The following is a 26,135-nucleotide window of genomic DNA, read 5'->3' as shown; positions in this document are numbered from 1 at the left end:
GAGCCTACGTCGCGGGTGCCGCGATCGACCCGTCGGTGGAGACGCGCGCCCCGTTCGCGCCGAAGTCCTGCTCGGTCATCTGCTTCATCAGCTTGAGGGCGCGCTCGGCCTTGTCGGGCTGCGGGATGCCGTACGACCCGGAGAAGTAGGTGGACCGGAACCGCCCCGAGGCGAAGCTGCCGTCGGGGTTCAGCGACACGGTGAGCACGCCGCCCCAGCCGACCCGGTCGCCGCTGCTCAGCGCCCCGCCACCGGCGAAGTTGCCCAGGCTGTACGCGATCAGCCGCCCCTTGTAGAACTCGAGCCCGCGCACGACGTGCGGCCCGTGCCCGATGATCAGGTCGGCGCCCGCGTCGATCACCGCGCGGGCGAACTTCATCGGGTCGCCGCGGTTCTCGCCCAGGAACGTCTCGGTGCCCGGCCGGACGTGGCTCTTGTCACCGCCCTCGGCGCCCATGTGCACCTGCACCACCACGATGTCGGCCTTGGCCGCCGCCTGCGACACGACCTTCTTGGCCGAGGTGAGGTTGAGCAGGCTGTTGTTCCCCGAGTACGACGAGAAGCCCAGCACGGCGACCTTGACCCCGTCGACCTCCACGACCGTGATCTGGTTGGTCGCCCCGGTGTGCCTGAGACCGAACTTCTCCAGCGAGCGCTGGGTGTTCGTGTAGCCCGCGTTCCCGTAGTCCTTGCCGTGGTTGTTGGCCATGTTCAGCAGGTCGAACCCGGCGTCCTTCAGGTGCCCCGCGTACGAGGGCGGCACCCGGAACTGGTGGCAGTTGTTCTTCGGGCTGGGGCTGGCGCCCGGGAGCGGGACGGCCGGGCTCGGGTTGGCGGCCGGGCGCGGGCACTTGCCCGTGCCGGTCTCGTCGGTGATCGGCTGCTCCAGGTTGCCCATCACCACGTCGGCCGGCAGCAGCGACTTGATCTTGTCGAAGTAGCCCCTGCCGTCGTTGGGCGGCAGCTTGCCGGGGGCGTCGCCCATGACGATGTCGCCGGTGGCGGAGAGGCTGACGGTCCTGGCGCCGGCGGGCGCGGCGGCCGACGCGCTCGGCGCCGGAGCCGCGACCGGGTCGTGCCACTGGCCGACCTCGGCCGCCGAGTTCGTGGCGGTCACCGCGAGGGCGATCACTGTGACAAGAAGCACGACGCCACCCGCGGCCGAGGCGCCGGGCCGGGCGCGCAGCACGCTTCGCAGCCGAGCCGACACCGACGGTCGAACATCCACGGCCGTCGCAGCGACGGGGGCGGCGGGTCGGTCGGCGGCGGCGGGCTGGTCAGCGGGGGTAAGGGGTGCTGTCGACATCGCCGGGGACTCTACCCGCGGCGCGCCACCTGCGACATCGGTCGAGCGAAGCGGATTCTGGGGGTTGGCGTCCGGTTGGAGACCGGTTGCGCCTAGACTGACCTCGCGCGGCGTATGGCGGTCCCACGCACCCCGCGCCGATGGAGGTATGGCGATGGACGAGGTGCTGGCTCGCAGCGGAATCTTCCAGGGTGTCGACCCGGAGGCCGCGGAGGCGCTTGCCCGCGAGATGGAGACGATCGAGATCCGCAAGGGCGAGATCGTGTTCAACGAGGGTGAGCCGGGAGACAGTCTCTACATCGTACTCTCTGGCAAGATCAAGCTCGGTCGCCGCGCCGCCGACGGCCGGCAGAACCTGGTCTCCGTGATGGGGCCGTCCGACATGCTGGGCGAGCTGTCGCTGTTCGACCCCGGCCCGCGCACCGCCACCGCCACCGCCGTCACCGACGTGCGCCTGGCCCGGCTGCGCAAGCAGGCCCTGCGCCCGTGGCTGAACAACCGCCCGGAGATCGCCGAGCAGCTGCTGCGGGTGCTCGCCCGCCGCCTGCGCCGCACCAACGACGCGCTGGCCGACCTCATCTTCACCGACGTGCCCGGCCGCGTGGCCAAGAACCTGCTGCAGATGGCGGGCCGGTTCGGCACCCGCGACGGCGGCGTCCTGCGCGTGACGCACGACCTCACCCAGGAGGAGCTGGCGCAGCTCGTCGGCGCCTCCCGCGAGACCGTCAACAAGGCGCTGGCCGACTTCGCCTCGCGGGGCTGGCTGCGGCTGGACGGCAAGAGCGTCATCATCCTGGACCCGGAGCGGTTGGCCCGGCGCGCCCGCGTCTGAGCCATACCAAAACGGGATAAAATCGGGCATATAGTATCGCTGAAGTGTCGGGAACCTGTCCCTGACACATCAGCCCCTGGGTAGACCTCGTTGGTCAGAGTGGTCGCGAACCTCGCAAACTGCGCGCGGCTAGACGTGTCCACAGTGACCGATCGTGCGGTGACCCAGCGCCCCTGCCCGGGAGCATGGGACCACCTCTCACGCCGCCTCGATCGGTCGGTCGGAACGACTCCGACGATCGAAAGAGGTCCTCACCACTATGAACACGTGGGTTCGACGTTCCCTGAAGGCCGGTGCGCTCACCGCCGGCGCGGTCATGGCCACCGGCACCGCGGCGTACGCCGAGGCCAGTGTCATCAGTGCCGGCAACCACGGCATCCTGAACGGCACCCAGGTCTTCGCCCCGATCCAGGCGCCGATCAACCTGTGCGGCCTGGCCGTCGGCGTCGCCGGTGACGCGCTCGCCGGCTGCGAGGGCGGCAGCGCCGCCGAGCTGGAGGGCGTCTACGACGCGCACCTGATCAGCGCCGGCAACCACGGCATCCTCAACGGCACCCAGGTCTTCGCCCCGATCCAGGCCCCGATCAACGTCTGCGGCGTGGCCGCCGGGGCGCTCGGGTCCGCACTGGCGTTCTGCGACGGCGGCGCCTCCGCCGAGCAGCCCGGCCACCGCCCGACGCCGGGCCACCGCCCGATGCCGCTCCCCCGGCCCCGGCCGGACCACGGGCACGGGCACAACTGCGGCTGCGGCAGCCACGGCCACGACGGACACAACGGCCACGGCGGGTACGGCGGCCGCGAGTCGGCCCGTACCGAAGGGCTGCCCCTGGTCGGCAACCTGCCCCTGGTCGGCGGCCTCACCAACGGCGGCCTCCCGCTCGTCGGCGAGCTGACCGGCGGCGGCCTGCCGCTGGTGGGCTCGCTGGGCAACCTGCCGGTGGTCGGCGGCCTCACCAGCGGCGGCCTCGGCAACGGCCTGCCCGTGGTCGGCCCGCTGCTGGGCGGCCTGACCGGCGGCCAGCAGCGCACCGCGGCGACCGGGGCGGACGCCATCGACCTCGACGCCCTGGACGCGGTCGGCACCGTCGACCGCTTCGACACCGAGAGCGACGACGTCGACCACAGCAGCGGCGGCAACGGCGGCGGTACGGGCACCAACCCGGGCGGCGGCGGTGGCGGCAACGGCCACCACCCGACCCCGCGTCCCCGGCCCCGCCCGCAGCCCTGCGCCGACCACAACCACCGCCACGACCACGGCCGGCACGCCCGGCACGACCACGACGTGAACCTGATCAGCGCGGGCAACCACGGGATCCTCAACGGCACCCAGGTGTACGCGCCGATCCAGCTCCCGGTCGACGTGAGCGGCGTGGCGGTCGGCGTCCTCGGCGACGCGGCCGCCTGGAGCACCGGCGGCGCCTCGGCGCGGCAGTAGACCCCGGCCCTGCCCGCCGAGCCCGGCCCGAAACGACTTCTCCCGTCACTTCCGGACCGCGACCAGGCAGAACACTGCACCGCCTCGGTTCGGCGGGCAGGCCGGACAACGAACATGGCACCCCGCCACGTTCCATGCGTACGGACCCCTTTCGCTGAGTAGTCCGCACGCGACACCCGCACCACCCACGTCCCCCGAGGGACGGGCCACCTCCATCCGGCCCACCCCTCGGGGGACGTCCCTGTCCCCACACCCGACCCCACCGACCGACCTCACCGACCGAGTGCGCCGACCGAGTGCGCAGCGCGAGGGTGCAGTTTCGGGGAAAGTGCTGGAATCTTGGCCGCGATTCGCGCAGTTTCCCCGAAACTGCACCCTCGACCGGCCCCTAACCCGGCGGCGGGTGGCGGGGACGTTAAGAAGGGCCCCTTCTACGTCGCAAAGCGATAAGAAGGGGCCCTTCCTTACCTCGGGGCGGGGGTGGGCGCCCGGTGGCGTTACGCGGCGGGGGTGAGGACCGCCAGGAGGGCGCCGGCGGCGACCAGGGCGCCGGGGCGGACCGTGACCTGGGCGACGATGCCGTCGGCCGGGGCGTGCACCGGGTGCTCCAGCTTCATCGCCTCCAGGGTCAGCAGCAGGTCGCCGGCGCCGACGCGCTGGCCCGGCGCGACCAGCACCCGGCCGACCGCGCCGGGCAGCGGGGCGGTCAGCGCCCCCTCCTCCAGCTCCTGAACCGGCAGCGGGAAGCGCGGCAGCTGGCGCAGTGCCAGCGAGCCTTCGGCGCTGTCGACGTACGACATGGCGCCGACGCGGTGCACCTGCAGCGCCAGCCGGATCCCGGCCACGTCGAGCACCACGTCGTCGACGGTGGCGGAGACGACCGCGACGGGCGGGTGGTCGTCGAGCACGCCGACCTGTCCCAGCCCGGCCAGGTCGAGCTCCTCGGGGTCGACCGCGCGTACCCACCACTGGGCCAGCGCCCCGGTGCCGTCGAGGCGGTAGCCGACCTCGACCGGGCCGGCGGGGCCGTCGTAGACGACGGTCTGGGCGACGGTGGGGACGTTGCGCCAGCCGGACGGGATGCCGCGCTGGACGGGGGCCTGGGCGCGGCGTTGCGCCGCCGCGGCGAGGGCGGCGGCCAGGCAGCTCAGGCGGACGGCCTCGACCGAGGACAGCAGCGGCGCGAACACCTCGGGCTGGCGGTCGAGCAGGCCGGTGTCGATCTGGCCGGTGAGGAAGGCCGGGTGGCGCAGCACGCGTACCAGCAGGTCGCGGTTGGTCACCAGGCCGTGGATCCGGGTCCGGGCCAGGGCTCCGGCGAGCATGCGGGCGGCCTCGTACCGGGTCGGCGCCCAGGCGACGATCTTGGCGAGCATCGAGTCGTAGTGCACGCCGACGACGGAGCCGGCCTCGATGCCGGAGTCGACCCGGATGCCGGGCTGGAGCATGGGCCGGAACCGCCCCGACACCTCGGGCACCTCGAACAGGTGCACCTGGCCGGTGGCGGGCAGCCAGTTGCTGGCCGGGTCCTCGGCGCACAGCCGCACCTCGATGGCGTGCCCGCGCATCGGCGGGGCGCTCGGGAACGGCAGCTGGCCGCCCTCGGCCAGGAACAGCTGGAGGCGGACCAGGTCGAGGCCGGTGACCAGCTCGGTGACCGGGTGCTCGACCTGGAGCCGGGTGTTCATCTCCAGGAAGTAGAACTCGCCGTCAGGGCTGAGCAGGAACTCGACCGTGCCGATGCCGACGTACCCGATGGCCTCGGCGACCGCGACGGCGGCCGCGCACAGGTTCTCGCGCAGCTCGGGCGAGACGGCCGGGGACGGCGCCTCCTCGATGATCTTCTGGTGCCGCCGCTGGATGGAGCACTCGCGCTCGCCCAGGGTGATGGTGTTGCCGTGCTCGTCGGCGGCGATCTGCACCTCGATGTGCCGGGCCTGCTCGACGTAGCGCTCGCAGAAGACGGTGGAGTCGCCGAAGGCGCCGAACGCCTCGCGGCGGGCGGAGGAGACCGCCTCGCCGAGCGAGTCGGCGTCGCGGACGATGCGCATGCCGCGCCCACCGCCGCCGATGGCGGCCTTGACCAGCACCGGGAACTCGTCCACGGCGGTCGGGTCGGTCCAGCTCGGCAGGGTCGGCACCTCGGCCTCGGCCAGCAGCAGCTTGGCGTCGATCTTCGAGGCCATCACCGAGATGATCTTCGAGGGCGGGCCGACCCAGGTCAGCCCGGCGTCGGTGACCATCGCCGCGAAGTCCGCGTTCTCGGCCAGGAAGCCGTAGCCGGGGTGCACAGCGTCGGCGCCGGTCTTGCGGGCCGCCGCGATGATCAGGTCCCCGCGCAGGTAGGTGGCGCTCGGCGCCGAACCCGGCAGCTGCACCGCGTAGTCGGCCTCGGCCACGTACGGGGCGTCGGCGTCGGCGGAGGAGTGGACCGCCACCGTCTCGATGCCGACGGCCCGGCAGGTCGCGAAGATGCGGCGGGCCACCTCGCCCCGGTTGGCCACCAGCAGTCGACGGATCATGGGGTCACCTCTCGGTCGGCGGGGGCGGACCGGGCGGCCACCGACAGGCAGATGCCGAGCACGGTCCGGGTGTCGCGGGGGTCGATCACTCCGTCGTACGGGTCGGCCGACAGGTCGCCCACCGGCCAGGTGAACCGGAAGCCCGGCCCGGCCACCGTCCACGCGCCCGGCTCCGCGCCGAGCACCACGGTGATCCGCTCGGCCCGGCCCAGCTCGCGCAGCAGCAGCGCCGAGTGGTCGTCCGGCCCCGGCACGGGCGGGTTGGCCAGGACCAGCACCGGCATCCGGGCGGCGGCGGCCAGCCGGGCGAGCTCGGCACCCTTGGCCGCCGACGCGGTGTCGATCACGGCGTCGGTCCCGGCCAGCACCGCGACCCGGTGCCCGTGCACCGCGCCGAACCCGGCCAGCAGGCCCAGGCCCTGCTGCGGGCGGAACTCGTCGAAGTCGGAGCCGTCGAGCACCCGCGCCAGCACCTCGCGCGCGTCGGCGGGGCGGCCCGGGTCGGCGCTGGCCACGGCGAGCAGCTCGTCGGCCTCGTACCGCGGCGCCATGCCCTCGTCCGGCGCGGCCACCGGCCGGGACGTCACCAGCCGCCGCACGCTCTGCCGCAGCAGCCGCAGCGCGTCGCGGTCGTCCTCGGCGACGAGGTCGACCCGCACCGCCTCGGCCCGGCCGCGTACCACGATCGCGTGGTCGGACAGGTCGGGCAGCGGGGCCAGCCAGGCGTCCAGCGGCCCGAACACGGCGCACAGCACCGGCGTGGCCAGGCGGCTCAGCTGGGCCAGGCCGGGGTCGGGCGCGGCCGGGCGGCCCGCGTCCGGGGTCGCCTCCAGCAGCAGCACCAGCGGCAGCGACTGCCGGCCGGCCAGTTCGACGGCGCGGGCCAGTTTGCGCCGGCCGGTCTGGGCGGGGCCGCCGTCGCGTACCGTCGGATCGCTGGCGACCAGCATGCACTCGACGCCGTCGATGACGCCGACGGCCGTCACCAGCCCCGCGCCCGCGGGCTCGCCGCTGGCCCGGCCCGCCGTCGCGGCCAGCTCCAGCAGGGCGGTGTCGCTGTCCACCAGCAGTTCGATGCGTTCACGCGGCAGCAGCTTGCCGCGCGCGTGGTGGCGGGTGACCTCTTTCTCCCCGCCGCCGTCGCGGGCCTGTCCGTGCGCCTGCTCCAGCACCCGCAGCGCGGCCTGGGCGGTGCTCCGGTTGTCGAGGAAGGCGGGCGCGCGGGGGTCCAGCGCGGTGTCGAGCGTCGCCATGGTGAACCTGCTCTCCGGCTTGGTGACACCAGAGCCAACGAGCGGTCCGACACTGCCGACACGGAGGCGCGCAGAGTGCAGTTTCCGGGAGAGTGCAGGAATCAAGGCCCCGATTGCCGCAGTTTCCCCGAAACCGCCGCAATCGCGACCGGGGTTAACGCCCGAAGAGGTTGTCCAGGAAGCCACTCAGGCCGGTGCGGCGTTCGGGCTGCTGGGGGATGTGGACAGTGGGCTGGTCGGGGGCGGTCCCCTTGGCGTCGCGGGCTGGGGCCGACCGGTCGCCGGCATCCAGGTCGACGGCGGCGAGCAGCTCCTCAAGGGCGCGGGCGGTGGGGCGCTCGGCGGGGTCGTTGGCCATGCCCCGGCGCAGCACCTCGCACAGGGCGGGCGGCACGTCGGGCAGGTCGGGCACCGGCAGCGCGAACATCTCGATCAGGGTGAGCAGGCCGGGCGGGCTGTCCGGCTCCCAGCGCGGCGGGGTGCCGCGCAGCAGCGCGTACAGGGTTGCGCAGAGGGCGTAGACGTCGCCGGCCGCGGCGGGCTCGGCGCGGCGGAACGCCTCCGGCGGGGCGTACGCGGGAGTCATCACGTCGAGGGTGATGTCGGGGTCGCGCAGCTCGGCCAGGATGGCCAGGCCGAAGTCGGCCAGCGCGGGCTCACCGAAGTCGCTGATCAGAATGTTGGCTGGCTTGACGTCGCGGTGGACCACGCCGCGCTCGTGCGCGTCGGCCAGCGCGTCGGCGATCTTCACGCCGACGTCGCGCACCTCGTGCGGGCGCAGCGGCATCCGGTCCTGGTACGACCCCGAGTACAGCTCCATGATCAGGTACGGGTGGTTGTCCTCGGTGACCCCGGCGTCGAACAGGTCGGCCACGTGCGGATGGCCGGACATCTTGCCGGCCGCCCGCGCCTCGCGCAGGAACCGCGCCCGGTCCCGGTCGGAGTCGATGGTCCGGTTCTCGATCTTGACCGCCACCTCGCGGCCCACCGATCCCTGCACCGCACGGAAGATCGTCGCGTAGCCGCCGACGGCGAGCAGCGACAGATCGGTGAGTCCGGGAATCTTGGGCCCGGCTGCCGGGGTGTCAGTCACGCGCTAGACGGTAGCGCTTCGCCCTTCGCTCACGGCACCCCATGTCGCCAACGCAACGCTGCGTTCGCTCGCCTGCTGCGTCCCCTCGGCCAACGTACGCGCCTGAGCGGCCGCTTCGACGGCTTCGGCGTCGCGGCCCGCAGCGGCCAGCACCTTCGCGTACGCCACCGCCGAGCGCACCCGGCTGCGCACATCGACGGCCGGCAGTGACTGGGCCAGCTCGGCCGCGCTCAGCGCCGCCGCCACCTGCCCGTCGGCCAGCAGCGCCTCGCTGTAGAGGGCGATGCCCTGGCGGCGGGAGTAGAGCATGGACGGTCCGTGCGGCGCCGCCGCGATCGGGGCGAGCAGCCGCAGCGCCATCGGCGCGTCCCCGGCGGCCAGCCGGGCGGCGGCCAGCAGCGCGCGCGGGCCGACCCGGGCCGGATCGAGCACGCCGTACGGCGAGACCATGGTGAGCACCGAGCGGGCGTCGGTCTCGGCGGCCGCGCAGTCGCCCCGGTCCAGCGCCACGAAGCCGCGCACCGTCCCGGCCATGCCGACCAGCAGCGGGTGCCCGACCTTCTCCCCCTCCTCCAGCGCCTCGGCGAGCAGGTCCTCGGCGTGGCCGTACTCGCCCAGGCCGCGCGCCACGACCCCGCGCGCGACCAGCGCGAACCCGCGCCCCCAGACGTCCTTGGCGGCGGCGAAGTCGCGGTAGGCGCGCCGCGCCTCCCGGTCGGCCTCGCCCAGTTCGCCCAGCTCGGCGGCGGCGAACGCGGCCACGGCGCGCAGCGTGCCGACCGCCCATGCCTCGCCGACCCGCTCGCCGAACGGCAGGAACACGTGCGCCAGCCGCTGCGCCTCGGTCAGCCGCCCCGCGAGCAGCCGCGCGAACGCGGTGGTGCCGCGCAGCCAGGCCCGGCCCACCGGGTCGCGGGTCTCGGCGAACAGCCGCGCCGCGCGGGCCAGGGCCGCGTCGGCCCCGGCGAAGTCGCCCCGGGTGGTGGTCACCCAGGCCAGGTTCTGCAGCGACCAGGCCTGCGACTTGCGGTCGCCCGCGCTGACCGCGATCTGGTACGCCCCCGCGAACCGGCTGGACGCGTCGCCCAGCCGCCCGCTGAGGAAGTCGGCCATGCCCATCCGCCGCATCGCCTCGGCCCGCTCACCGGGCAGGTCGGCGTCGGTGGCCGCCTTCAACGCCTCCGACCACGACCGGTACGCGTGGTCGGGGTCGCCCTGCGCCACCTGCCCCCGGCCGGCCAGCAGCAGCGCACCGGCCCGCACCCGGGGGTCGTCGGCGGCGTCGGCGATCAGCTTCTCGGCGTCGTGCAGCGCCTCGGCGATCCGGCCGTACTGCAGCAGCGAGCGGGCGTGCACCAGCCGGTCGGGCAGCGGCAGCGCACCGGGGGCCAGGCGCGCGGCGCGGGCGCCGTACGCCACCGCCTCGGCGGGCTCGCCCGCCTGCCCGGCCCGGCGCGCGGCCCGGCCCAGCGCCGCCACGCCCAGCGGCGCGACCTGCCGGGCGGGCACGTCAGGGCGCAGCCGGACCGCGTCGGCGAGCCGGGTGGCCCGCTCGGCGTGGTCGGCCACGAACGAGTCGCGCATGTCGTCGGTGACCCCGGCCAGCGCGGGCACGGTCCGTCCGGACGAGACGGTGACCTGGGTCTGGCCGGGGGCGGCCCAGCGGGCCAGGAACGCGTGCCGGTCGGCCAGGTCGGCCTTGCCCACCCCGGCGTACGCGGCCTCGCGCAGCAGCGGCGTGGCGAAGGCGAACCCGCCCCGCACCCGGCGCAGCATCCGGCGCTGCAGCAGCTCGTCGACGGCCCGCTCCAGCTCGACCGCGACCACGGCGGCCGGGCGGCCGTCGCGGCTGGACCGGCGCTCGCGCAGCGCCTCCAGCGCCCCGGCGGGCACCGAGTCGCCGACCACGGCGGCGTCGCGCAGCACCGCGCGCGCCTCGACAGGCAGCGCGTCGATGCGGGCGGCGAGCACCGCGGCCAGGTCCCGGGAGAGCAGGGTCGCGTCGAGCGAGCCGGGGGTGAGCCGCCAGCCGGGCGAGTTCGGGGCGGCGGGCAGGCCGCGCTGCGCCCCGGCCTTGGTCAGCGCCCCGCGCTCCATCAGCAGGGTGACCAGCTCGGCCAGGTAGAACGGGTTGCCCTGGGCGGTGGTCAGCAGCCGGTCCTCGTCGGCCTGCGGCAGCCGCCCGCCCTTGAGGTACGCGGTGAGCAGCCGGGCCGCGTCCGCCCCGCGCAGCGGCGGCAGCGCCGTCGCCTCGGCGTCGGCGACCCGGGTCAGCTGCCCGGCCCGGCGCACCAGCTCCGGCCGGCCCAGCAGGATCACCAGCGCGGGCCCGGTCAGCTCCTCCAGCGCGAAACCGAGCGCGTCCAGGGTCTCCGGGGTGCCGTCGTGCAGGTCGTCCACGATCACGACCAGCGGCGACTCGGTGGCCAGCGCGTCGAGCAGCCGGGCCACGGCCACCGCCAGCACCGCGGTCTCCCGGCCGGGCTGCTCGGGGTCGTCGCCGGACACGCCGTGCCACTGGGCCAGCTCGTTCGGGTCGGCGTAGCCGAGCAGCGCCAGCAGCGCGTCGACGTCCACGTTGACCGGACGGCCGGGCTCGCTGCGCTGGGTGAGCCGGGTGGTGAGGCGGCGCAGCCGCTCCTCGGCGACCTGCCGGGTGACGGCGGTGTTCGGGTCGGCGGGCAGGCCGACGGCCAGCCGGACCAGGTCGGCCAGCGGCGCGAGGCGGCGGCGCTCGCCGTACGCGGCGCAGCGGACCGACAGCACCCGCGCCTGGGTACGGCTGGCGAAGCGGCCCGCGCTCACCTCGTACCCGTTGGCGAAGCGCTCGACCTCGCTGGCGAACCTGCTCTTGCCGATGCCCGCCTCGGCGGTGAAGACCAGCACGCGGGGCTCGTCGCGGTCGACGACCTCGGCCAGGCGCCCGGCGACCCGGCCGAGTTCGGCCTCGCGGCCGACGAACGGCCCCTCCTCGCCCAGCCCGGCCCGCGTGCCCCGGGCGTCGTGCAGCCCCAGCAGCTCGTACGTCTCGACCGGCTCGCGCTTGCCCTTCAGCCGCAGCGGCCGCAGCGTGCGCCAGCCCGCCACGGACTGGGTCGCCGCGACGGTGCGCGCCCCCGCGTAGACCGCCCCGACGGCGGCCGCGTCGGCCAGCCGGGCGGCGGTGTTCACGGTGTCGCCGATGACCGTGTACTCCAGCCCGGCCTGCACCCCCGCGACCACCGGTCCGGTGTTGACGCCCAGGCGCAGCCCGGTCGGGGCGCTGCCGCCGCGCTCGTCGTCGAGCACCCGGCGCACCGCCCGCTGCATCGACAGCGCGGCCCGCACCGCCCGCTCGGCGTCGTCCTCATGCGCCACGGGCGCGCCGAAGACGGCCATGATGCCGTCACCGGTCAGCTTGTCCACATGCCCGCCGAACGTCTTGACCGCCCCGGCCAGCGCCGACAGCACCCGGTCGGTGACCGCGCCGACCCGCTCCGGGTCCAGCTCCTCCGACCACGAGGTGAAGTCGGACAGGTCGCCGAAGAGCACGGTGACGACGCGCCGCTCGGTGGCGGGCAGGGTCGCCGCCGCGGGCAGGGCCGCGCCGCAGTGGTGGCAGAAGCGGGCGGCCGGCACCGGCACGGTCCCGCAGACGGGGCAGGTCATGGCGTCTTCACAGCTCGCTCAACGTCTCAAGGTAGGCAAGTTGTGCCCGGACGGTCCACTCGGCGGCGAAGCGGATGGCGGGGTCGACGTCGGCGTACACGATCTCGCAGACCTCGGTCGGGGTGCGGGCTCCCCGCGCGATCGCGGCCCGCACCTGGTCGAGCCGCTCCAGCCGGTGGGCGCGCAGCCACGCCGCGGCGGCACCGCAGTCGGGCAGCACCGGGCCGTGTCCCGGCAGACCCGGCACCGGGTACGCCGCGAGCAGGTCCAGACTGGCCAGATAGGCCGCGACGTCGCCGTCGGGCCACGCGACCACGCTGCTGCCCCGGCCGAGGATGGTGTCGCCGGTGAACACGACGCGCTGCCCGTCCCGCGCGGCGACGAAGCAGACCGAGTCGGCGGTGTGGCCGGGGGTCTTCAGCTCCGTCACCCAGCCGGGGACCTCGCCGACGGCCGCACCGGTCAGCGCGGCCAGCGGGGCGACGCCGTCGAGGTGGTCGGGGTGGCCGTGGGTGACCAGGATGCGGCGCACCGGGCCGGCATCCATGATCGCTTTGAGGTGGGCGGGCTCGTCCGGGCCGGGGTCGATGACCGTCCCGTCGTCGAGCAGCCACGTGTTGGTGCCGTCGAGGGTCATCGGCCCTGCATTGGGCGCCCTGACCAGGGTGACCCACCCCGGTAGCGCCACCGGTCCCACCTGCTGCGTCATGCCAGCGATGCTACTGAGCTTTCCGCGTACGCCCACCCCTCGGCGCTGTAGCTGACACAAGATCGCCGTTCGGGCGGCGATTCCGGCCCATCGGCGCGGCGCTCCACCCGAACGGCGACCTGGGCACTCAGGCGACCTGCCCGGTCAGTCGGCGATCTCGGCGATCAGCTCCACCTCGACCGGGGCGTTGAGCGGCAGCTCGCCCACGCCCACCGCCGACCGGGCGTGCCGGCCGGCCTCGCCGAACACCTCGCCGAACAGCTCGGACGCGCCGTTGACGACCCCCGGCTGGCCCGAGAACCCGGGCGCCGAGGCCACGAAGCCGACGACCTTGACGATCTTGACGACCTTGTCCAGGCCGACCAGCCACTCCAGCGCGGCCAGCCCGTTCAGCGCGCAGCGGGCCGCGAGCTCCTTGGCGTGCTCCGGGGTGACCTCGGCACCGACCTTGCCGGTCGCCAGCAGCTTGCCCTCGGCCATCGGGAGCTGGCCCGAGACGTACACGTGATTGCCGGTGCGCACCGCGGGCACGTAGGCCGCCACCGGCGGCACCACCTCAGGCACCTTCAGCCCCAGTTCGGCGAGCTTCGAGTACGGGTCAGACATCTTTGTCTCTCCTTGTTCGCTCTGTTCACTCCGCGGCCGCCGGCCGCGGCACGGCTCAGTCGGCCTTCGGCCGCTTCAGGTAGGCGACGAGCTGCTCCGAGTTGGGGCCGGGCACGACCTGCACCAGCTCCCAGCCGTCGGCGCCCCAGTTGTCCAGGATCTGCTTGGTCGCGTGGACCAGCAGCGGGACGGTCACGTACTCCCACTTCGTCATTGCCACAACCTAACGCCCGCCCAGCCGCCGCCCGCACACCCGACCCCGCGCCGCGTCCCTTCCGCGCCGCGGTTGTGGCCCGGGGGCGCTGGGAGCGGGGTCGGGGGCGCTGCGGGAATGTGCGGGATGCCGCTAAGCTGAGCCGCTGCGGGGCCGGTGTGTCGCGCCGCGCAGTGACGACCAGGGGGAGATCACATGTCGCAGCCGAACGACCAGCAGCCGCCTGTCGAGCCGGGCAGCTCGTACCCGCCCGCGGTCGACCCGTTCGCTGCCGGTCCGGTCGACTCCCCCACCGCCGCGCAGCCCGTGGTCCCGATGCCCCCGGCCGCCGCGCCGGTCGAGCCCACCGCCACGCTGCCGGTCGAGCCCGCGCCGGTCGCCGCGGCCCCCGAACCGACCCCGGTGCAGCCCACCCCGGTGCAGGCGGCTCCGGTGCCGCCGGCCGCGGCGCTGCCCGAGCCCACCGGGCCCGCTGTTCCGCTGCCGCCCGTGGTGACGCCGCCCGCGGCCCCGGCCGTGCCCGCGCCGCCGGTGGCGACGCCGACCGCGCCGACCGCGCCGGTGCCCCCGGTGGTCGCCCCGCAGCCGCCGTACACCGCGCCCACCGCCGCGTACCCGGTCTCCGGCCAGCCCACGAGCCAGCCGCCGTACACCGCGCCCACCGCGGCGTACCCCGTCTCCGGCCAGCCCGTGTCGGCCCAGCCGGGCTACCCGGCGACCCCGCAGCCGACCTACCCGGCCACCGCACAGCCGACCTACCCGACGGCCGCCTACCCGGTCACGGCCCAGCCCGTGTCGGGCCAGCCCGGCTACCCGGCGACCGGCCAGCCCTACCCGGGCACCCCCGGCTACCCGCCCATGCAGTTCCCCGGCGCCCCGGCGACCCCGCCGAAGAAGGGCCGCCTCGGCCTGGTGCTCGGGATCATCGCGGGCGTGCTGGTGCTGCTGTGCGGCGCCGGCGGCATCACCGCCTACTTCGTGCTGCGCAACACCGAGGGCATCGGCGCGCCGACGGCCAAGGAGGCGACCCAGAGCTTCCTCACCGCCGTGTACAAGAACGGCGACGCGACCGCGGCCGAGAAGCTGGTCTGCGAGGGCGCCCGCGACGGCAAGGAGATCGCGGCCAAGGTCGACCAGATCAAGGCCGACAAGGCGAAGCTGAAGAACCCCTCCTTCACCTGGGAGACCCCCAAGCTCACCGGTGAGGCGACGAGCGAGGCGACCGCCACGGTGACCATCAAGCTGGTCACGAGCGACGAGAAGATGTCGGAGCAGGACCTGACATTGACCCTCGTCAAGCACGAGGGTTGGTTCGTCTGCGAGGTGAAGTAGCCACCTGGCACCATCAACATGTGGTGCTGAACGACTCCCCCGACGGGCCGGCCGCTCGCAGTGCGCACGACACTGCCTGGCCGGCCCGTCTGCATGTGGTCACGGGCAAGGGCGGCACGGGCAAGACGACCGTGGCCGCCGCGTTGGCGTTCGCGCTGGCCGCGGGCGGGCATCGCACGCTGCTGGTGGAGGTCGAGGGGCGGCAGGGCCTGGCCCAGCTGTTCGAGCTCGAGCCGCTGCCGTACGCCGAGCGGCGGCTGCCCGACGCCGGTCCCGACGTGCGGCTGCTCGCCGTCGACCCGGAGGAGGCGCTGCTGGAGTACCTCGACCTCTTCTACCGGATGGGCCGGGCCGGGCGCGCGCTGCGCAAGCTCGGCGCGATCGACTTCGCCACCACCATCGCCCCCGGCCTGCGCGACGTGCTGCTGACCGGCAAGGTCAAGGAGGCGACGACCCGCACCGACGACGCCGGGCGCCGGGTGTACCGCGCGGTCGTGCTCGACGCCCCGCCCACCGGCCGCATCGGCCGCTTCCTGAACGTCACCGCCGAGGCAGCGCGCCTGGCCAAGCTGGGCCCGATCAAGACGCAGAGCGAGAGCGTGGCCGCGCTGCTGCGCTCGCCGATGACCTCGGTACACCTGGTCACCCTGCTGGAGGAGATGCCGGTGCAGGAGACGACCGACGCCATCGCGGAGCTGTCCGGGCTGAACATCCCCATCGGCAAGATCATTGTCAACAGCACCCGCCCGCCGCTGCTGGCCGACGCGAAGCTGACCCAGGCCGAGCTCAAGCGCGGACTGGTCGCCGCCGGACTGCCCGTCGACCGGCGTACGGTGACGACCCTGCTCGCCGAGGCGCGCGACCACCAGGCCCGGCACGCCCTGGAGCAGCAGCTGCGCGGCGAGCTCGCGGAGCTGCGCCGGCCGATGCTGGAGCTGCCGCTGCTGCCCGACGGCATCGACCTGGCCGGAGTGCGGCACCTCGCCGGGCTGCTGCGCGCCGCGGCTTAGGCTGAGCACATGCTCGACGTGGACGCGGTGCTCGGCGACCCCAGGGTGCGCATCGTGGTGTGTTGCGGATCGGGCGGGGTCGGCAAGACCACGACGGCCGCCGCGCTGGCGCTGCGCGCCGCCGAGAAGCACGGGCGCCGCACCGTGGTGCTGACCATCGACCCGGCCCGGCGCCTGGCCCAGTCGCTCGGCCTCACCGAGCTGGACAACACCCCGCGCGTGGTCGACGGCGTCGACGGGCCGGGCGAGCTGCACGCCATGATGCTCGACATGAAGCGCACCTTCGACGAGGTGGTGCTCACCCATACCGCGCCCGAGCGTGCCCGCGAGATCTTCGCCAACCCCTTCTACCAGGCGATGAGCTCCACGTTCTCCGGGACGCAGGAGTACATGGCGATGGAGAAGCTGGGCCAGCTGCGCGCGGGCGACCGGTGGGACCTGATCGTGGTCGACACCCCGCCGTCCCGCTCGGCGCTGGACTTCCTGGACGCGCCCGCCCGGCTGAGCCGGTTCCTCGACGGCAAGATGCTGCGGCTGCTGATGGTGCCCGCGCGGGCCGGCGGCAAGAGCATGTTCAACCTGGTCACCGCATCGTTCGGGGTGTTCTCCAAGGCGGTGCAGAAGATCCTCGGGGCGCAGCTGCTGACCGACCTGTCGGGCTTCGTCTCGGCGCTGGACTCGACCTTCGGCGGCTTCCGCGAGCGCGCTGAGCAGACGTACCGGGTGCTCCAGGACCCGCAGACGGCGTTCCTGGTGGTGGCCGCGCCTGAGCCCGACGCGGTGCGCGAGGCGAGCTACTTCGCCCGCCGCCTCGGCGCCGAGCGGATGCCGCTGGTCGGCCTGGTCCTGAACCGCGTGCACCGCTCGGAGCTGCCGGAGCTGTCGGCCAAGCAGAGCACCGAGGCCGCCGCCGAGCTGGCCGAGGAGCACGCGATGACCGCGCAGGCGCTGGAGGTGCACGCGCTGCTGATGCGGCAGGTGGCACGGGAGAGCACGGTTTCGACCGATTTTACCGACGAGTTCCCCGACGTCCCGGTCGCCCACGTACCGGCGCAGCCCACCGACGTGCACGACCTCACCGGCCTGCGCGCCGTCGGCGACGCCCTGGCCGCCTCCTAGCCGCCGCACGTGGGAGCCGCCGGTGACCAGTGGTCGCCGGCGGCTCCGTGCGTGGTGAGGTGTCGCCTCAGACGCGGACCAGCTCGCGGCGGTCCTGCTCCTGCATGGCGACCTCGAAGGCTCGTTTCCAGCTGGCCACGTGCGGGTGGCGGCGCAGCAGCGCGCGGCGCTCCCGCTCGGTCATGCCACCCCAGACCCCGAACTCGATGCGGTTGTCGAGTGCGTCCGCCAGGCACTCGTACCGCACCGGACAACCCCGGCAGACGCGCTTGGCGACGTTCTGCTCGGCTCCTTGTACGAACAGCGCATCCGGATCTCCGTTCCGGCACGCCGCGAGACTGGGCCAATCGTTGACCATGCCCATGTGTCCACGTCCCCCCTGACGTTCCCTACCGCTCGCGACCTGCCTTCTTCCGCAGCACAGACTGCTGCCGCGGAAGCGGGCACATCCCCCCGATGGTTCCCCCGAACCGACGCGAACGGCGTGCGTTACTCGCCCGCCCATCATGCTCCGTAGTCGGACGATTACGCAACGTTGTCAGCCAAAATGCCTGAAAAAGGTCTTAAACGGCGCATCTCATGTACGTGACCTGGGGTTGTGCGCGCCAAGGCGCGACACTCCGCGTACCGGTGGGCGGGGGCCCGGCCGGACACGGAGCGTCGCATCGCGAGTAACACATGAGCTGTCGGTGACATCCGGGGAGACATCACACGGCTGGCAACGCAACCACACGCCAGGGGTCGTGCGTCTTGGACAACGACGCATTCGCGCTCCGGTTGCGGCCCCGCGTGCGGCCGCCACGACGCGGTATGCGAGAACGAAAGCAGCTCACGTAACCTGAGGCGGTGACCCCCATGCGTAAGAGCGACCACAACCTTCTGGTGAACGCCGCATCCTTACTGATTTGCGGCCTCCTTGCCGGAGTGGTGGTCGCCGCGGCGGCCTTCCCCGCGGTGGCACTGTCCGGTCTGGCCGCGAAGGCCGGTGGCGAGGCGTTCGGCCAGCTGCCGGACGAGCTGACCGTCAAGACTTCGCCGCAGATCAGCTACCTGTACGCGTCTGACAACAAGACGCTGATCGCCACCATGTACGATGAGAACCGGCGCGACCTCCCCCTCGCAGAGATCCCGGACATCATGCAGAAGGCGATCATCGCGGCCGAGGACCAGAAGTTCTACGAGCACAACGGCGTCGACGTCATGGGCATCGCCCGCGCCTTCATCAACAACAACGCCTCCGGCGAGGTCCAGCAGGGCGCCTCGACGCTGACGATGCAGTTCGTCCGGCTGTCGATCTCGTACTCGGCGAACACCGCCCAGGAGGTCGTGGACGCCACCGAGGACACCACCAAGCGCAAGGTGCGCGAGATGCGCTACGCGATGGCCATCGAGCAGAAGATGGGCAAGGAGAAGATCCTCGAGGGGTATCTGAACACCGCCTACTTCGGCAACCGGGCCTACGGCGTCTTCGCCGCCGCGTCGGTCTACTTCGGCAAGGCGCCCAAGGACCTGACCGCCTCCGAGGCGGCCTTCCTGGCCGCGCTGGTGAAGTTCCCCGGCGACTTCAACGTCGAGACCGGCAAGGGCAAGGACGAGGCCATCGGGCGGCGCGACTACGTGCTGGACGAGATGGTGCAGACCGGCGCGCTCACGGCCGAGCAGGCCGCCAAGGCCAAGGCCGAGGAGCTCAAGGTCACCGGGAAGGTCACCCCGAACGGCTGCGTGCAGGCCATCGACAACTCCTGGGGCTTCTTCTGCGACTTCTTCCAGCGCTGGTGGAACGAGCAGGAGCAGTTCGGTGCCACCACGTACGACCGGGAGCGGGCGCTGAAGTCGGGCGGCTTCCGGATCCAGACGTCGATGGACGTGCAGACCCAGAAGGCGATGCGCCAGGCCATCACCCGCGCGCTGAGCAAGAACAACGAGCGCACCGGCAAGGCCTGGAAGTACAAGTCCGACGCGGTGCTGCTCGCCGCCGTCGAGCCCGGCACCGGCCGGGTGCGCGGCCTGGCCACCAACCGCAACTTCAAGATCGACAGCAAGACGAAGCCGCAGAACGGCCCCGCCTCGAACCCTGAGCTGGCCAGGAAGGGCTACAAGGGGTCGTACCCGAACACCACCAACCCGCTGATGTCAGGCGGCCCGGACATCGCGGGCTACCAGGCCGGCTCGGTGATGAAGATCTTCACGCTGGTCGCGGCCCTGGAGGCGGGCTTCCCGCTGGCCACGCCGATCCAGACCACGGCACCCTACGTGTCGCACATGAAGATCGACGGCGACCCGAACTGCGGCGGCTACTGGTGCCCGAACAACTCGGGCAACAAGGACTGGGGCCAGCAGAACATGTGGACCGGCTTCGGCCACTCGGTCAACACGTACTTCGTGCCGCTGTTCGAGATGGTGGGCGGCGCGAAGGTCATCGACGTGGCCAAGCGGCTCGGTCTGACCTTCTACGACAACCCCAAGCAGAAGGTCGACGACTTCTACCACTCGCAGCACCCGGACGACTGGGGCCCGTTCACCCTGGGCGCCTCCGACCAGACCCCGCTGCAGATCGCCAACGCCTTCGCCACGCTGGCCGCCGACGGCAAGTACTGCGCGCCGGTCCCGGTGGAGTCGATCACCAACAGCAACGGCGAGAAGCTGGAGATCGGTTCGCAGACCAACTGCAAGCCCGGCGTCTCCACCGACGTGGCCCGCGCCGCGATCGACGCGGCCCGCTGCCCCGTCGGCGACTCCTCGCTGTACGGCCGCTGCGACGGCGCCACCACGGCCGCCAACTCCAAGGGCATCATCGGCAAGCCGATCGCGGGCAAGACCGGCACCACCGACAACTCCAAGTCGGTGACGCTGACCATCACCACCAGGCAGCTGGCCATGTCGGGCTTCTTCACCGACCCGGACTGGGCGCAGGTCAACACGCACAAGATGTCGCACGACATCATCAACCCGGCCGTGCAGTGGGCCATGCGGGACGCGATGAAGGGCAAGGAGAGCGTCAACTTCCGCAAGCCCAGCAGCAACAAGCTGGTGACCGGCAACCTGATCAGCATCCCGTCGGTGACCTGCAAGCCGATCCCCGAGGCCAAGTCGATCCTGCGGGGCGCCGGCTTCGACGTCAGCGTCGCCACCAAGGAGATCGCCTCGCCGTGCCCCAAGGGCACCGCGGCGGGCACCGGTCCGACGGGCAAGACCGTCAAGGGCGCCATCGTGATCATCAACGTCAGCGACGGCAAGGGCGTCGCGCCCAGCACGCCCCCGGGCCCCGGCAACGGCGGTCCGGGCGGCAACGGCGGCAACGGCGGGAACGGCCGACGCGGGCCGATCATCCCGCCCCCGGCCAACCTGGCCGACGTGCTGCGCAAGCTGCTCGAATAGCACCTGCAGAAACGATCAGGCCCCGGCCGCCGCACCCGCGGCGGCCGGGGCCTTCGTCATCGAGCACTCAGGCGGCGAGCTGGCGCCGTACCTCCGCCGAGACCTTGCCGCCCTCGGCCCGGCCCGCCACCGCGGCCTGGACCGCCTTCATGGCCGGGCCCATCGAGCCCATGCCGCTGAAGCCGCCGGTCGCCAGCGTCTGCGTGACCAGGTCCACCAGCTCCGCGTCGGAGAGCTGCTCGGGCAGGTAGCGCGCCAGCACCTCCTCCTCGGCCCGCTCCTTGGCGGCCTGCTCGGCGCGGCCCGCGTCGGCGAACGCCACCTCGGCCTCGCGCCGCTTCTTCGCCTCCTTGGCCAGCACGGCGAGCACCTCGTCGTCGCTCAGCTCCCGCTTGGCCTTGCCCGCGACCTCGGCCACGCCGACCGCGGCCAGCGCCATCCGCAGCGTGCCGGTCGTCACCTCGTCGCGGGCCTTCAGCGCGGCCCGCATGTCCTCGGTGAGCTGCTCCTTCAGGCCCATGACGACTCCCTGCCCGGCTCGCGGTCGGCGCCGGACGCGCGACACGCAGTGTGCTTCCTCATGGGCGATGAAACTACCCTTAGGGACATGGGTCCGCTCGGGAAAATCGCCGTGGGCGCGGTCGTGGTGGGCGCGGGCGCGCTCGCGTACGGCACGCTCATCGAACGCAACATGTTCACCCTCCGCCGGTACGACGTGCCGCTGCTCGCCCCGGAGGCCGAGCCGCTGCGCGTGCTGCACCTGTCGGACCTGCACCTCACCCCCGGCCAGAAACGGAAGCAGCGCTGGGTGAGCGAACTGGCCGGGCTCGACCCGGACCTGGTCGTGGTCACCGGCGACAACATGGCCCACCCCGACGCCGTCCCCGGCGTGCTCGCGGCGTACGAGCCGCTGCTGTCGCTGCCCGGCGCCTTCGTCTTCGGCTCGAACGACTACACCGGCCCGGTCTGGAAGAACCCCTTCACCTACTTCCATAAGGACCGGGAGTACCGGCACGGCGTCGAGCTGCCCACCGAGGAGCTGCGCGCCGCGTTCCTGGCCGCGGGCTGGACCGACCTCGACAACGCCCGCGCCACCGTCAAGGCGGGCGGCCGGATGATCGACCTCGCGGGCGTGGACGACCCCCACATCGGCCTCGACGCGTACCCGGCCGGGCCCGCCGACCCCGCCGCGGCGGTGCGGATCGCGCTCAGCCACGCCCCCGAGCCCCGGGTGCTGGACGCGTTCACCGCCGACGGCTTCGACCTGCTGCTGTCCGGGCACACGCACGGCGGGCAGGTGCGGGTGCCGGGGTTCGGGGCGCTGGTGACCAACTGCGGCCTGGAGCGCTCGCTGGCCCGCGGGCTGCACCGCTGGGACGGGGCCTGGCTGCACGTCTCGGCCGGGCTGGGTACGCATCCGACGGCGCCGGTGCGGTTCGCCTGCCGCCCGGAGGCGACCCTGCTGACGCTCATCCCACGCTGAGGGGGATACCGGTTTTGGCGGAGCGGGGTGGGTCGGCTACTATTTCGGAGCACCGCTTCGGGGTATAGCGCAGCTTGGTAGCGCGCTTCGTTCGGGACGAAGAGGCCGTCGGTTCAAATCCGGCTACCCCGACCAAAGTAAGTGCAGGTCAGGGCGGGTCTTCCCTCACGGGAGACCCGCCCTGATGCGTTTCAAGATCTGATCTGGGAGAAATCTGGGAGAAGATCTTGAGGATTACCCGGTCAGCGGGCGCTCTCCACCCCCCTTCAGCAACTGGTCCAGGACGGCCACGGGCGACCCCGGACTCATGGCGCGGCGGGCAGACAGCGACGCGTGCCACACCTCAGTCAGATCCTCCATGAGCCGTTCGCGCATAGCCTGTGTCACATGCGAGTACCGCGCTTGAACCGACCCGTCCAGGTGCCCCATCCGCTCATCCTTGAGCTGTGACGGCGTACCCAGGCCATCCATGAGGGTCTTGTGGGAGTGCCGAGAGCCGTGGGGGGTGAGGCGTTCGGCGACCGGCGCCCAGCACGCGTCTGCCTTCTGTGACGCGTTCCTCCCGCGCACCGGGATGCCCGGCCACGGGTCACCCAGGATCGGCACCGGCCGGAGGTCACTACCTGCCCGCGTCGGGTACCGGCCCGTCGCGGCCGGATGGAACAGCCAGGTAGCGAACCCGCTGCGCCGCCAGTGAGCGGCCACTCCCCCGGACGCCGCTCCCCGCACGTAGCCCAGATCAGCTATGGCTGCCTGCACTTTCTCCCGTGTGGCTTCCGGCACGGTGTCCGGCCGGTTGAGCACGTTGGAGACCGTGCCGGTGGAGACTCCGGCTCTGCGCGCCACGTCGACCAGCTTGGCGCCTGGCGCCTGCGCGGCCTGGTTGGCTGCCCGATGACCGGTGAACGCATACCGGCGTCCGTGGCACTCGCATGGCTTGGGGCTGGCCGCTGCCAGGTGGTCGGCCAGCAGCCGACCATGCCAGTCCGGCAGGTCGATGGTGCGCCGGGAGTCGTCCTTAGGCGGGCACCGGTGCAGCTCGCCGGTGTCCAGCTCGTAGAGCTGCCACTCCACGCGCAGACTGCGCGCCCGCACGTACTCAGCCTCTAGCCCGACCAGCTCGCCGAAGCGAACGCCGGTGTAGCCCATGGTCACCACGGCCACGAACTCATCGTCTCTGCCCGAGAGCAGCGCCGCACGTTCGGCGATCAGCAGAACGCCCAATGCGTCCGTCACGGCCTTCTCCGGGCCTCGGCGCCCACCGCGCCCAGCTCTCTTGCCTCGCCCGCGCCGCTTAGCAGCCGGGTTGAAGTCGCGAATTCCCTCATCCACCGCGTCGGACAGGATGAGGTGCAGCGTTGCGCGCCAGGTCTTAAGGCTCGATTCGGCATAGCCGAGCGCACGTTCCGCCTTCTCCCAAGCCGCGACGTCGGGCGGCTTGATGTCGGCAACCGCCAGATTCTCAAACGTCGGTAGTAGGTGCTCCTCAATATGGCGCCGATAGTTCTGCATGGTCGATGCGGCCAAGTCCTGGAGTGCGTACCACCGGCTGACGAACGCGCCGAACGTCTCACGGCCCACGGCCGGATCACGCCATGTGCCTTTCCGTACGCTTGCCTCTTGCTCCTCGGCGGCTCGTTCCGCCTCCCGCTTGGTGCGAAAGCGGATTACGGCGCCGGTCTGGTCTTTGACGGATTCGTATTTGCCCGGGTCAGTCTTATACCGGCCGCGCCAGTAGGTTCCGCGATTTTCCGCGAAAGCCAAGGTTTCACCTCCGAGATAGAAGCGCCGCACGGAATCCGTGCGGCGCTAATCGCTGACCTAGGCGGCTTGCTTTAGATCGGGGGCGACTCTCGCCCGCCGCGGCGTACGCGCCCTCAGCGCGATTGCTGCCCCGTGATCGGCTCTGACGCACTGGCGGGAAGCTCCGGCGCCGACCGGTCGATTGATGGCGGGCTGGACTGCCGGGCGCTCGTACAACCTGATGATCTCGGCCACGTGCTCTCGCGTGAACTTGTACGCGCCTCCGATCCATGCGTACGGCACGCGCCGTTGGCGGGCCTGCTCTTTGACCCACCATTCCGAGCAACCCAGCATCTTGGCGACTTGGGCAGGAAGGTAGAGCGCGAGATCGTCTCGTGCGGCTTGCCGATTTGCAGAGCGTGCGATTGCCATGTCGTCTCTCCCGATGTCCGTTGGTTTGCGGGGAGGGCTGAAACATCTCCGCATCTCCGCATCTCCGCAAACATGCCGCCGAGCTGGGCGAATGCTTGCGGAGATCTTGGGAGAGGGGGTCGGTCATCTCCGCAAACGGGCTCCATCTCCGCAAGCAGAATGCGGAGATGCGGAGATGCGGAGATCGCCGACTTTCCCATCTCCGCAGAGTGTTTCCCCAGGTAGCGGAAGGTTTCTGCGGAGATGCGGAGATGCGGAGATGTTTCAGCAGGTCTTAACCGCCGTGCTGCTCCACCCAGAACACGGCCCTGTCGCCCCGCTCGGACTTCCCGGCGCGTACGACATGGTCGCCGCGCCACCGCCCGGCCTGCCCGGTGAGTAGCCGCCCGAGTTGCAGCGGGTTGGGCAGGCGACCGGTCCCGGTGACGATGAACTGCCCGTCCCATGGGTCGTCTTCGACGCCGCCGAGCTGTGTGGGTTCGGCATCCTTGCGCAGGTCAGCGGCCGTCATAGGTCGACCACCGTGGCGCTCATGCCAGGTGGTGAGGAACGCGCGCCAGCGCGTTTCGTCCTCGTCTATCTCCCGCACGCTGCCCGCGTTGGTCAGGAACCCGTCGATGCCGTGATGGGCCAGGAACCCGCCTAGGTACTGCGCCCAGGGGGTGAACTGGCGCATGCTCACCCCGGCGACGCGCGGGGCGCCTTGGCGGGTCCAGTCCAGGACCAGGACCAGCAGGTGCCACAGGACCGTCAGTTGGTTACGGGGAACGGTGATCCACTGGTCGAGGTGCGGGATGCCGAACGCGGCCTGGTCCCTCTGCTCGGGCCGGGGCATGTTCGGGTCGAGGTGCACCCGGACGGTGCGGGAGGCCATGTCTCCGCCGACCTGGAGGTTGTTGCCGGTGGCCATCCACAGCCGGTCGTTGACGGTGGCCAGGGTCCGCGACGCGCCCAACTGCCGGTCCGACCACACGCCGGTGGTGACGAGCTGGGCGAGGATCGCCGAGTCGATGACGGTGCCCTCGGCGAGGTTGTCCCAGATCACCACCCCGACCTGTTCGGCCAGTACGGCGGTGATGGACTTGCGCAGCTCCTCGTCGGCGTAGGCCCACGGGATGATGCGCTGGCCGTAGAGCATGCCCGGCCCGGCGGTCAGGATCGTCTTACCGCTGCTGGGCATGGTCGCGTCGATCAGCGCGAACGGTGTCAGCGACCGGGTGAAGTGCCGCAGGATTGGCGTGGCCAGCAGCGCGATGTAGTTTGCCCGATCCGCCGGCCCCGCCCACGGGAAGTCGCACAGGAACCGGTCGAGCAGGAACGAACGTGCTGCGGCTACCTGCTGTGGCGTGGGCGCCTCCGGCACCGGCGGCAGGGCGACCTTCGACGCGAGGTAGAGGCCGGTGGCCGGGTCGTAGCCGGGCTGCTGCAACAGGGTGCCGTCGCGGCGCAGGACCGGGGCGCCGATGATGCCCCGCAGCGGCGGCAGCTTCGGCCACGTCTTCCCGGCCAGCGCCGAAGCCAGCACCTCCCGCGAAGGCGTGGTCTCCTCCTCGTAGGTGACCAGCTGGCCCTGTTCGTCCTTGCGGGTCTTGGTCCGGTAGACGTGGGCGTGCTCGGCCAGCAGCCCGGCTAGGACGGCCGGGTTGAGCGGACTGGCCGACACCGGCAGCGGCGAGTCTTCGTCAGCGGCGACGCTGGGCAGGCCACCGGACACGGTCTCCATGTGGACCAGGGCGCCATCGGAGACGTAGGTGTCAGGCAGCAGCCCGTCACCCAGCGCTGCCTTGATGACCCGGATGCTCTCCGGACCGGTACCCACCCTCACCTGAGGCTTGTCGGCATCCCCGTTCATGCGGCCACCGTCCTCGGACGCCGCGCCCCAGCACGCAGGCCGGAGGCGATGGTGCGGGCCGTCTCCATCGGCCGCAGGCCGATCGAAAAGGCAGCCTGCGTCAGCAGGCCCTCTACGTCCTGCTCCCGCAGCGCGCCACCGGCCACCAGCTGGCCCAGCGCCACGGCT

At 72.4% G+C, this 26,135-nt stretch carries 19 protein-coding genes, 1 tRNA gene and 1 pseudogene; 8 read left to right on the top strand and 13 right to left on the bottom strand.

The features are described 5' to 3' along the window. Positions 1–4 precede the first annotated feature (4 nt). On the bottom strand, positions 5–1,147 hold the full coding sequence (locus tag QEZ54_RS29260; protein WP_281307961.1) for a CapA family protein: 1,143 nt from the start codon (positions 1,145–1,147) through the stop codon (positions 5–7). Between the two features lie 313 nt (positions 1,148–1,460). On the opposite strand from QEZ54_RS29260, the gene QEZ54_RS29255 reads away from it, so the two are divergent. Next, complete coding sequence (locus QEZ54_RS29255; protein ID WP_120317442.1) at positions 1,461–2,138, top strand: Crp/Fnr family transcriptional regulator; 678 nt, start codon at positions 1,461–1,463, stop codon at positions 2,136–2,138. Positions 2,139–2,397: 259 nt separating this feature from the next. Continuing rightward, positions 2,398–3,573 (top strand): chaplin family protein, encoded by a 1,176-nt coding sequence (locus tag QEZ54_RS29250; protein WP_281307960.1) that lies wholly within the window; start codon positions 2,398–2,400, stop codon positions 3,571–3,573. Between the two features lie 497 nt (positions 3,574–4,070). On the opposite strand, the gene QEZ54_RS29245 is transcribed toward QEZ54_RS29250, so the two are convergent. The 7 genes from QEZ54_RS29245 to QEZ54_RS29215 all read right to left on the bottom strand — a co-directional run bounded on the left by QEZ54_RS29245 (position 4,071) and on the right by QEZ54_RS29215 (position 13,618). Then, positions 4,071–6,095 (bottom strand): biotin carboxylase N-terminal domain-containing protein, encoded by a 2,025-nt coding sequence (locus tag QEZ54_RS29245; RefSeq protein ID WP_281307959.1) that lies wholly within the window; start codon positions 6,093–6,095, stop codon positions 4,071–4,073. Continuing rightward, a complete protein-coding gene (locus QEZ54_RS29240; RefSeq protein ID WP_281307958.1) occupies positions 6,092–7,348 on the bottom strand; it encodes a carboxyl transferase domain-containing protein in 1,257 nt (418 codons plus the stop codon). The genes QEZ54_RS29245 and QEZ54_RS29240 overlap by 4 nt, the downstream gene beginning before the upstream one ends. Before the next feature lie 154 nt (positions 7,349–7,502). After that, the gene (locus QEZ54_RS29235) at positions 7,503–8,441 is read right to left on the bottom strand and encodes a serine/threonine-protein kinase (RefSeq protein WP_348650586.1); all 939 of its coding nucleotides are present in this window, start codon (positions 8,439–8,441) and stop codon (positions 7,503–7,505) included. Between the two features lie 3 nt (positions 8,442–8,444). Further along, on the bottom strand, positions 8,445–12,089 hold the full coding sequence (locus QEZ54_RS29230; RefSeq protein ID WP_281307957.1) for an adenylate/guanylate cyclase domain-containing protein: 3,645 nt from the start codon (positions 12,087–12,089) through the stop codon (positions 8,445–8,447). Positions 12,090–12,096: 7 nt separating this feature from the next. Further along, positions 12,097–12,798, bottom strand: coding sequence for an MBL fold metallo-hydrolase (locus QEZ54_RS29225; protein WP_281307956.1), 702 nt, complete (start codon positions 12,796–12,798; stop codon positions 12,097–12,099). A gap of 144 nt (positions 12,799–12,942) precedes the next feature. Next, positions 12,943–13,404 carry a RidA family protein gene (locus QEZ54_RS29220; RefSeq protein WP_281307955.1) on the bottom strand — a complete coding sequence of 154 codons (462 nt, stop codon included), beginning with the start codon at positions 13,402–13,404 and terminating at the stop codon, positions 12,943–12,945. Between the two features lie 55 nt (positions 13,405–13,459). Further along, entirely contained in the window at positions 13,460–13,618 is a 159-nt protein-coding gene (locus QEZ54_RS29215; RefSeq protein ID WP_281307954.1) for a DUF4177 domain-containing protein, read from the bottom strand. A gap of 195 nt (positions 13,619–13,813) precedes the next feature. On the opposite strand from QEZ54_RS29215, the gene QEZ54_RS29210 reads away from it, so the two are divergent. From QEZ54_RS29210 to QEZ54_RS29200, 3 genes are read left to right on the top strand one after another with little or no spacing between them, the layout of a single operon-like run. Beyond that, positions 13,814–14,950, top strand: coding sequence for a hypothetical protein (locus QEZ54_RS29210; RefSeq protein WP_281307953.1), 1,137 nt, complete (start codon positions 13,814–13,816; stop codon positions 14,948–14,950). A gap of 26 nt (positions 14,951–14,976) precedes the next feature. Then, positions 14,977–15,960 carry an ArsA-related P-loop ATPase gene (locus tag QEZ54_RS29205; protein WP_281308034.1) on the top strand — a complete coding sequence of 328 codons (984 nt, stop codon included), beginning with the start codon at positions 14,977–14,979 and terminating at the stop codon, positions 15,958–15,960. Between the two features lie 9 nt (positions 15,961–15,969). Next, entirely contained in the window at positions 15,970–17,079 is a 1,110-nt protein-coding gene (locus tag QEZ54_RS29200) for an ArsA-related P-loop ATPase (RefSeq protein WP_281307952.1), read from the top strand. A 67-nt stretch (positions 17,080–17,146) separates the two neighbouring features. Here QEZ54_RS29200 and QEZ54_RS29195 read toward each other — a convergent pair whose 3' ends face one another. Continuing rightward, the gene (locus tag QEZ54_RS29195; RefSeq protein WP_120317452.1) at positions 17,147–17,443 is read right to left on the bottom strand and encodes a WhiB family transcriptional regulator; all 297 of its coding nucleotides are present in this window, start codon (positions 17,441–17,443) and stop codon (positions 17,147–17,149) included. A gap of 491 nt (positions 17,444–17,934) precedes the next feature. On the opposite strand from QEZ54_RS29195, the gene QEZ54_RS29190 reads away from it, so the two are divergent. After that, a complete protein-coding gene (locus QEZ54_RS29190) occupies positions 17,935–20,457 on the top strand; it encodes a transglycosylase domain-containing protein (RefSeq protein ID WP_281308033.1) in 2,523 nt (840 codons plus the stop codon). A 67-nt stretch (positions 20,458–20,524) separates the two neighbouring features. On the opposite strand, the gene QEZ54_RS29185 is transcribed toward QEZ54_RS29190, so the two are convergent. Next, a complete protein-coding gene (locus QEZ54_RS29185) occupies positions 20,525–20,977 on the bottom strand; it encodes a GatB/YqeY domain-containing protein (RefSeq protein WP_281307951.1) in 453 nt (150 codons plus the stop codon). Between the two features lie 87 nt (positions 20,978–21,064). Here QEZ54_RS29185 and QEZ54_RS29180 point away from each other — a divergent pair, with 87 nt between their 5' ends. Together QEZ54_RS29180 and QEZ54_RS29175 are read left to right on the top strand one after the other, a co-directional pair. Beyond that, positions 21,065–21,940, top strand: coding sequence for a metallophosphoesterase (locus QEZ54_RS29180; RefSeq protein WP_281307950.1), 876 nt, complete (start codon positions 21,065–21,067; stop codon positions 21,938–21,940). 58 nt (positions 21,941–21,998) lie between these two features. Then, positions 21,999–22,075: transfer RNA gene (locus QEZ54_RS29175), tRNA-Pro, on the top strand. Between the two features lie 99 nt (positions 22,076–22,174). On the opposite strand, the gene QEZ54_RS29170 is transcribed toward QEZ54_RS29175, so the two are convergent. The 3 genes and pseudogenes from QEZ54_RS29170 to QEZ54_RS29160 form a co-directional block, all read right to left on the bottom strand. Beyond that, the gene (locus QEZ54_RS29170) at positions 22,175–23,704 is read right to left on the bottom strand and encodes a LacI family DNA-binding transcriptional regulator (protein ID WP_281307949.1); all 1,530 of its coding nucleotides are present in this window, start codon (positions 23,702–23,704) and stop codon (positions 22,175–22,177) included. A gap of 685 nt (positions 23,705–24,389) precedes the next feature. Then, positions 24,390–25,967 (bottom strand): hypothetical protein, encoded by a 1,578-nt coding sequence (locus QEZ54_RS29165; RefSeq protein WP_348650585.1) that lies wholly within the window; start codon positions 25,965–25,967, stop codon positions 24,390–24,392. Beyond that, positions 25,964–26,135 (bottom strand): annotated as a pseudogene (locus tag QEZ54_RS29160) (DNA primase); the annotation flags it as partial. The pseudogene QEZ54_RS29160 and the gene QEZ54_RS29165, both read right to left, overlap by 4 nt.

The sequence above is a fragment of the Catellatospora sp. KI3 genome, from assembly GCF_029948125.1.
Taxonomy (GTDB): Bacteria; Actinomycetota; Actinomycetes; order Mycobacteriales; family Micromonosporaceae; genus Catellatospora.
The sequence above is the reverse complement of the archived record's forward strand: the minus strand, read 5'-3'. Positions and strand labels throughout refer to the sequence as shown.

Bases quoted from the DNA above. Each gene is read 5' to 3' on its own strand.
- QEZ54_RS29225 (WP_281307956.1), bottom strand. From the start codon at position 12,798: ATGACGCAGCAGGTGGGACCGGTGGCGCTACCGGGGTGGGTCACCCTG.
- QEZ54_RS29255 (WP_120317442.1), top strand. From the start codon at position 1,461: ATGGACGAGGTGCTGGCTCGCAGCGGAATCTTCCAGGGTGTCGACCCG.
- QEZ54_RS29245 (WP_281307959.1), bottom strand. From the start codon at position 6,095: ATGATCCGTCGACTGCTGGTGGCCAACCGGGGCGAGGTGGCCCGCCGC.
- QEZ54_RS29230 (WP_281307957.1), bottom strand. From the start codon at position 12,089: ATGACCTGCCCCGTCTGCGGGACCGTGCCGGTGCCGGCCGCCCGCTTC.
- QEZ54_RS29215 (WP_281307954.1), bottom strand. From the start codon at position 13,618: ATGACGAAGTGGGAGTACGTGACCGTCCCGCTGCTGGTCCACGCGACC.
- QEZ54_RS29180 (WP_281307950.1), top strand. From the start codon at position 21,065: ATGGGTCCGCTCGGGAAAATCGCCGTGGGCGCGGTCGTGGTGGGCGCG.
- QEZ54_RS29165 (WP_348650585.1), bottom strand. From the start codon at position 25,967: ATGAACGGGGATGCCGACAAGCCTCAGGTGAGGGTGGGTACCGGTCCG.
- QEZ54_RS29190 (WP_281308033.1), top strand. From the start codon at position 17,935: ATGCGTAAGAGCGACCACAACCTTCTGGTGAACGCCGCATCCTTACTG.
- QEZ54_RS29250 (WP_281307960.1), top strand. From the start codon at position 2,398: ATGAACACGTGGGTTCGACGTTCCCTGAAGGCCGGTGCGCTCACCGCC.
- QEZ54_RS29240 (WP_281307958.1), bottom strand. From the start codon at position 7,348: ATGGCGACGCTCGACACCGCGCTGGACCCCCGCGCGCCCGCCTTCCTC.
- QEZ54_RS29220 (WP_281307955.1), bottom strand. From the start codon at position 13,404: ATGTCTGACCCGTACTCGAAGCTCGCCGAACTGGGGCTGAAGGTGCCT.
- QEZ54_RS29210 (WP_281307953.1), top strand. From the start codon at position 13,814: ATGTCGCAGCCGAACGACCAGCAGCCGCCTGTCGAGCCGGGCAGCTCG.
- QEZ54_RS29185 (WP_281307951.1), bottom strand. From the start codon at position 20,977: ATGGGCCTGAAGGAGCAGCTCACCGAGGACATGCGGGCCGCGCTGAAG.
- QEZ54_RS29195 (WP_120317452.1), bottom strand. From the start codon at position 17,443: ATGGGCATGGTCAACGATTGGCCCAGTCTCGCGGCGTGCCGGAACGGA.
- QEZ54_RS29200 (WP_281307952.1), top strand. From the start codon at position 15,970: ATGCTCGACGTGGACGCGGTGCTCGGCGACCCCAGGGTGCGCATCGTG.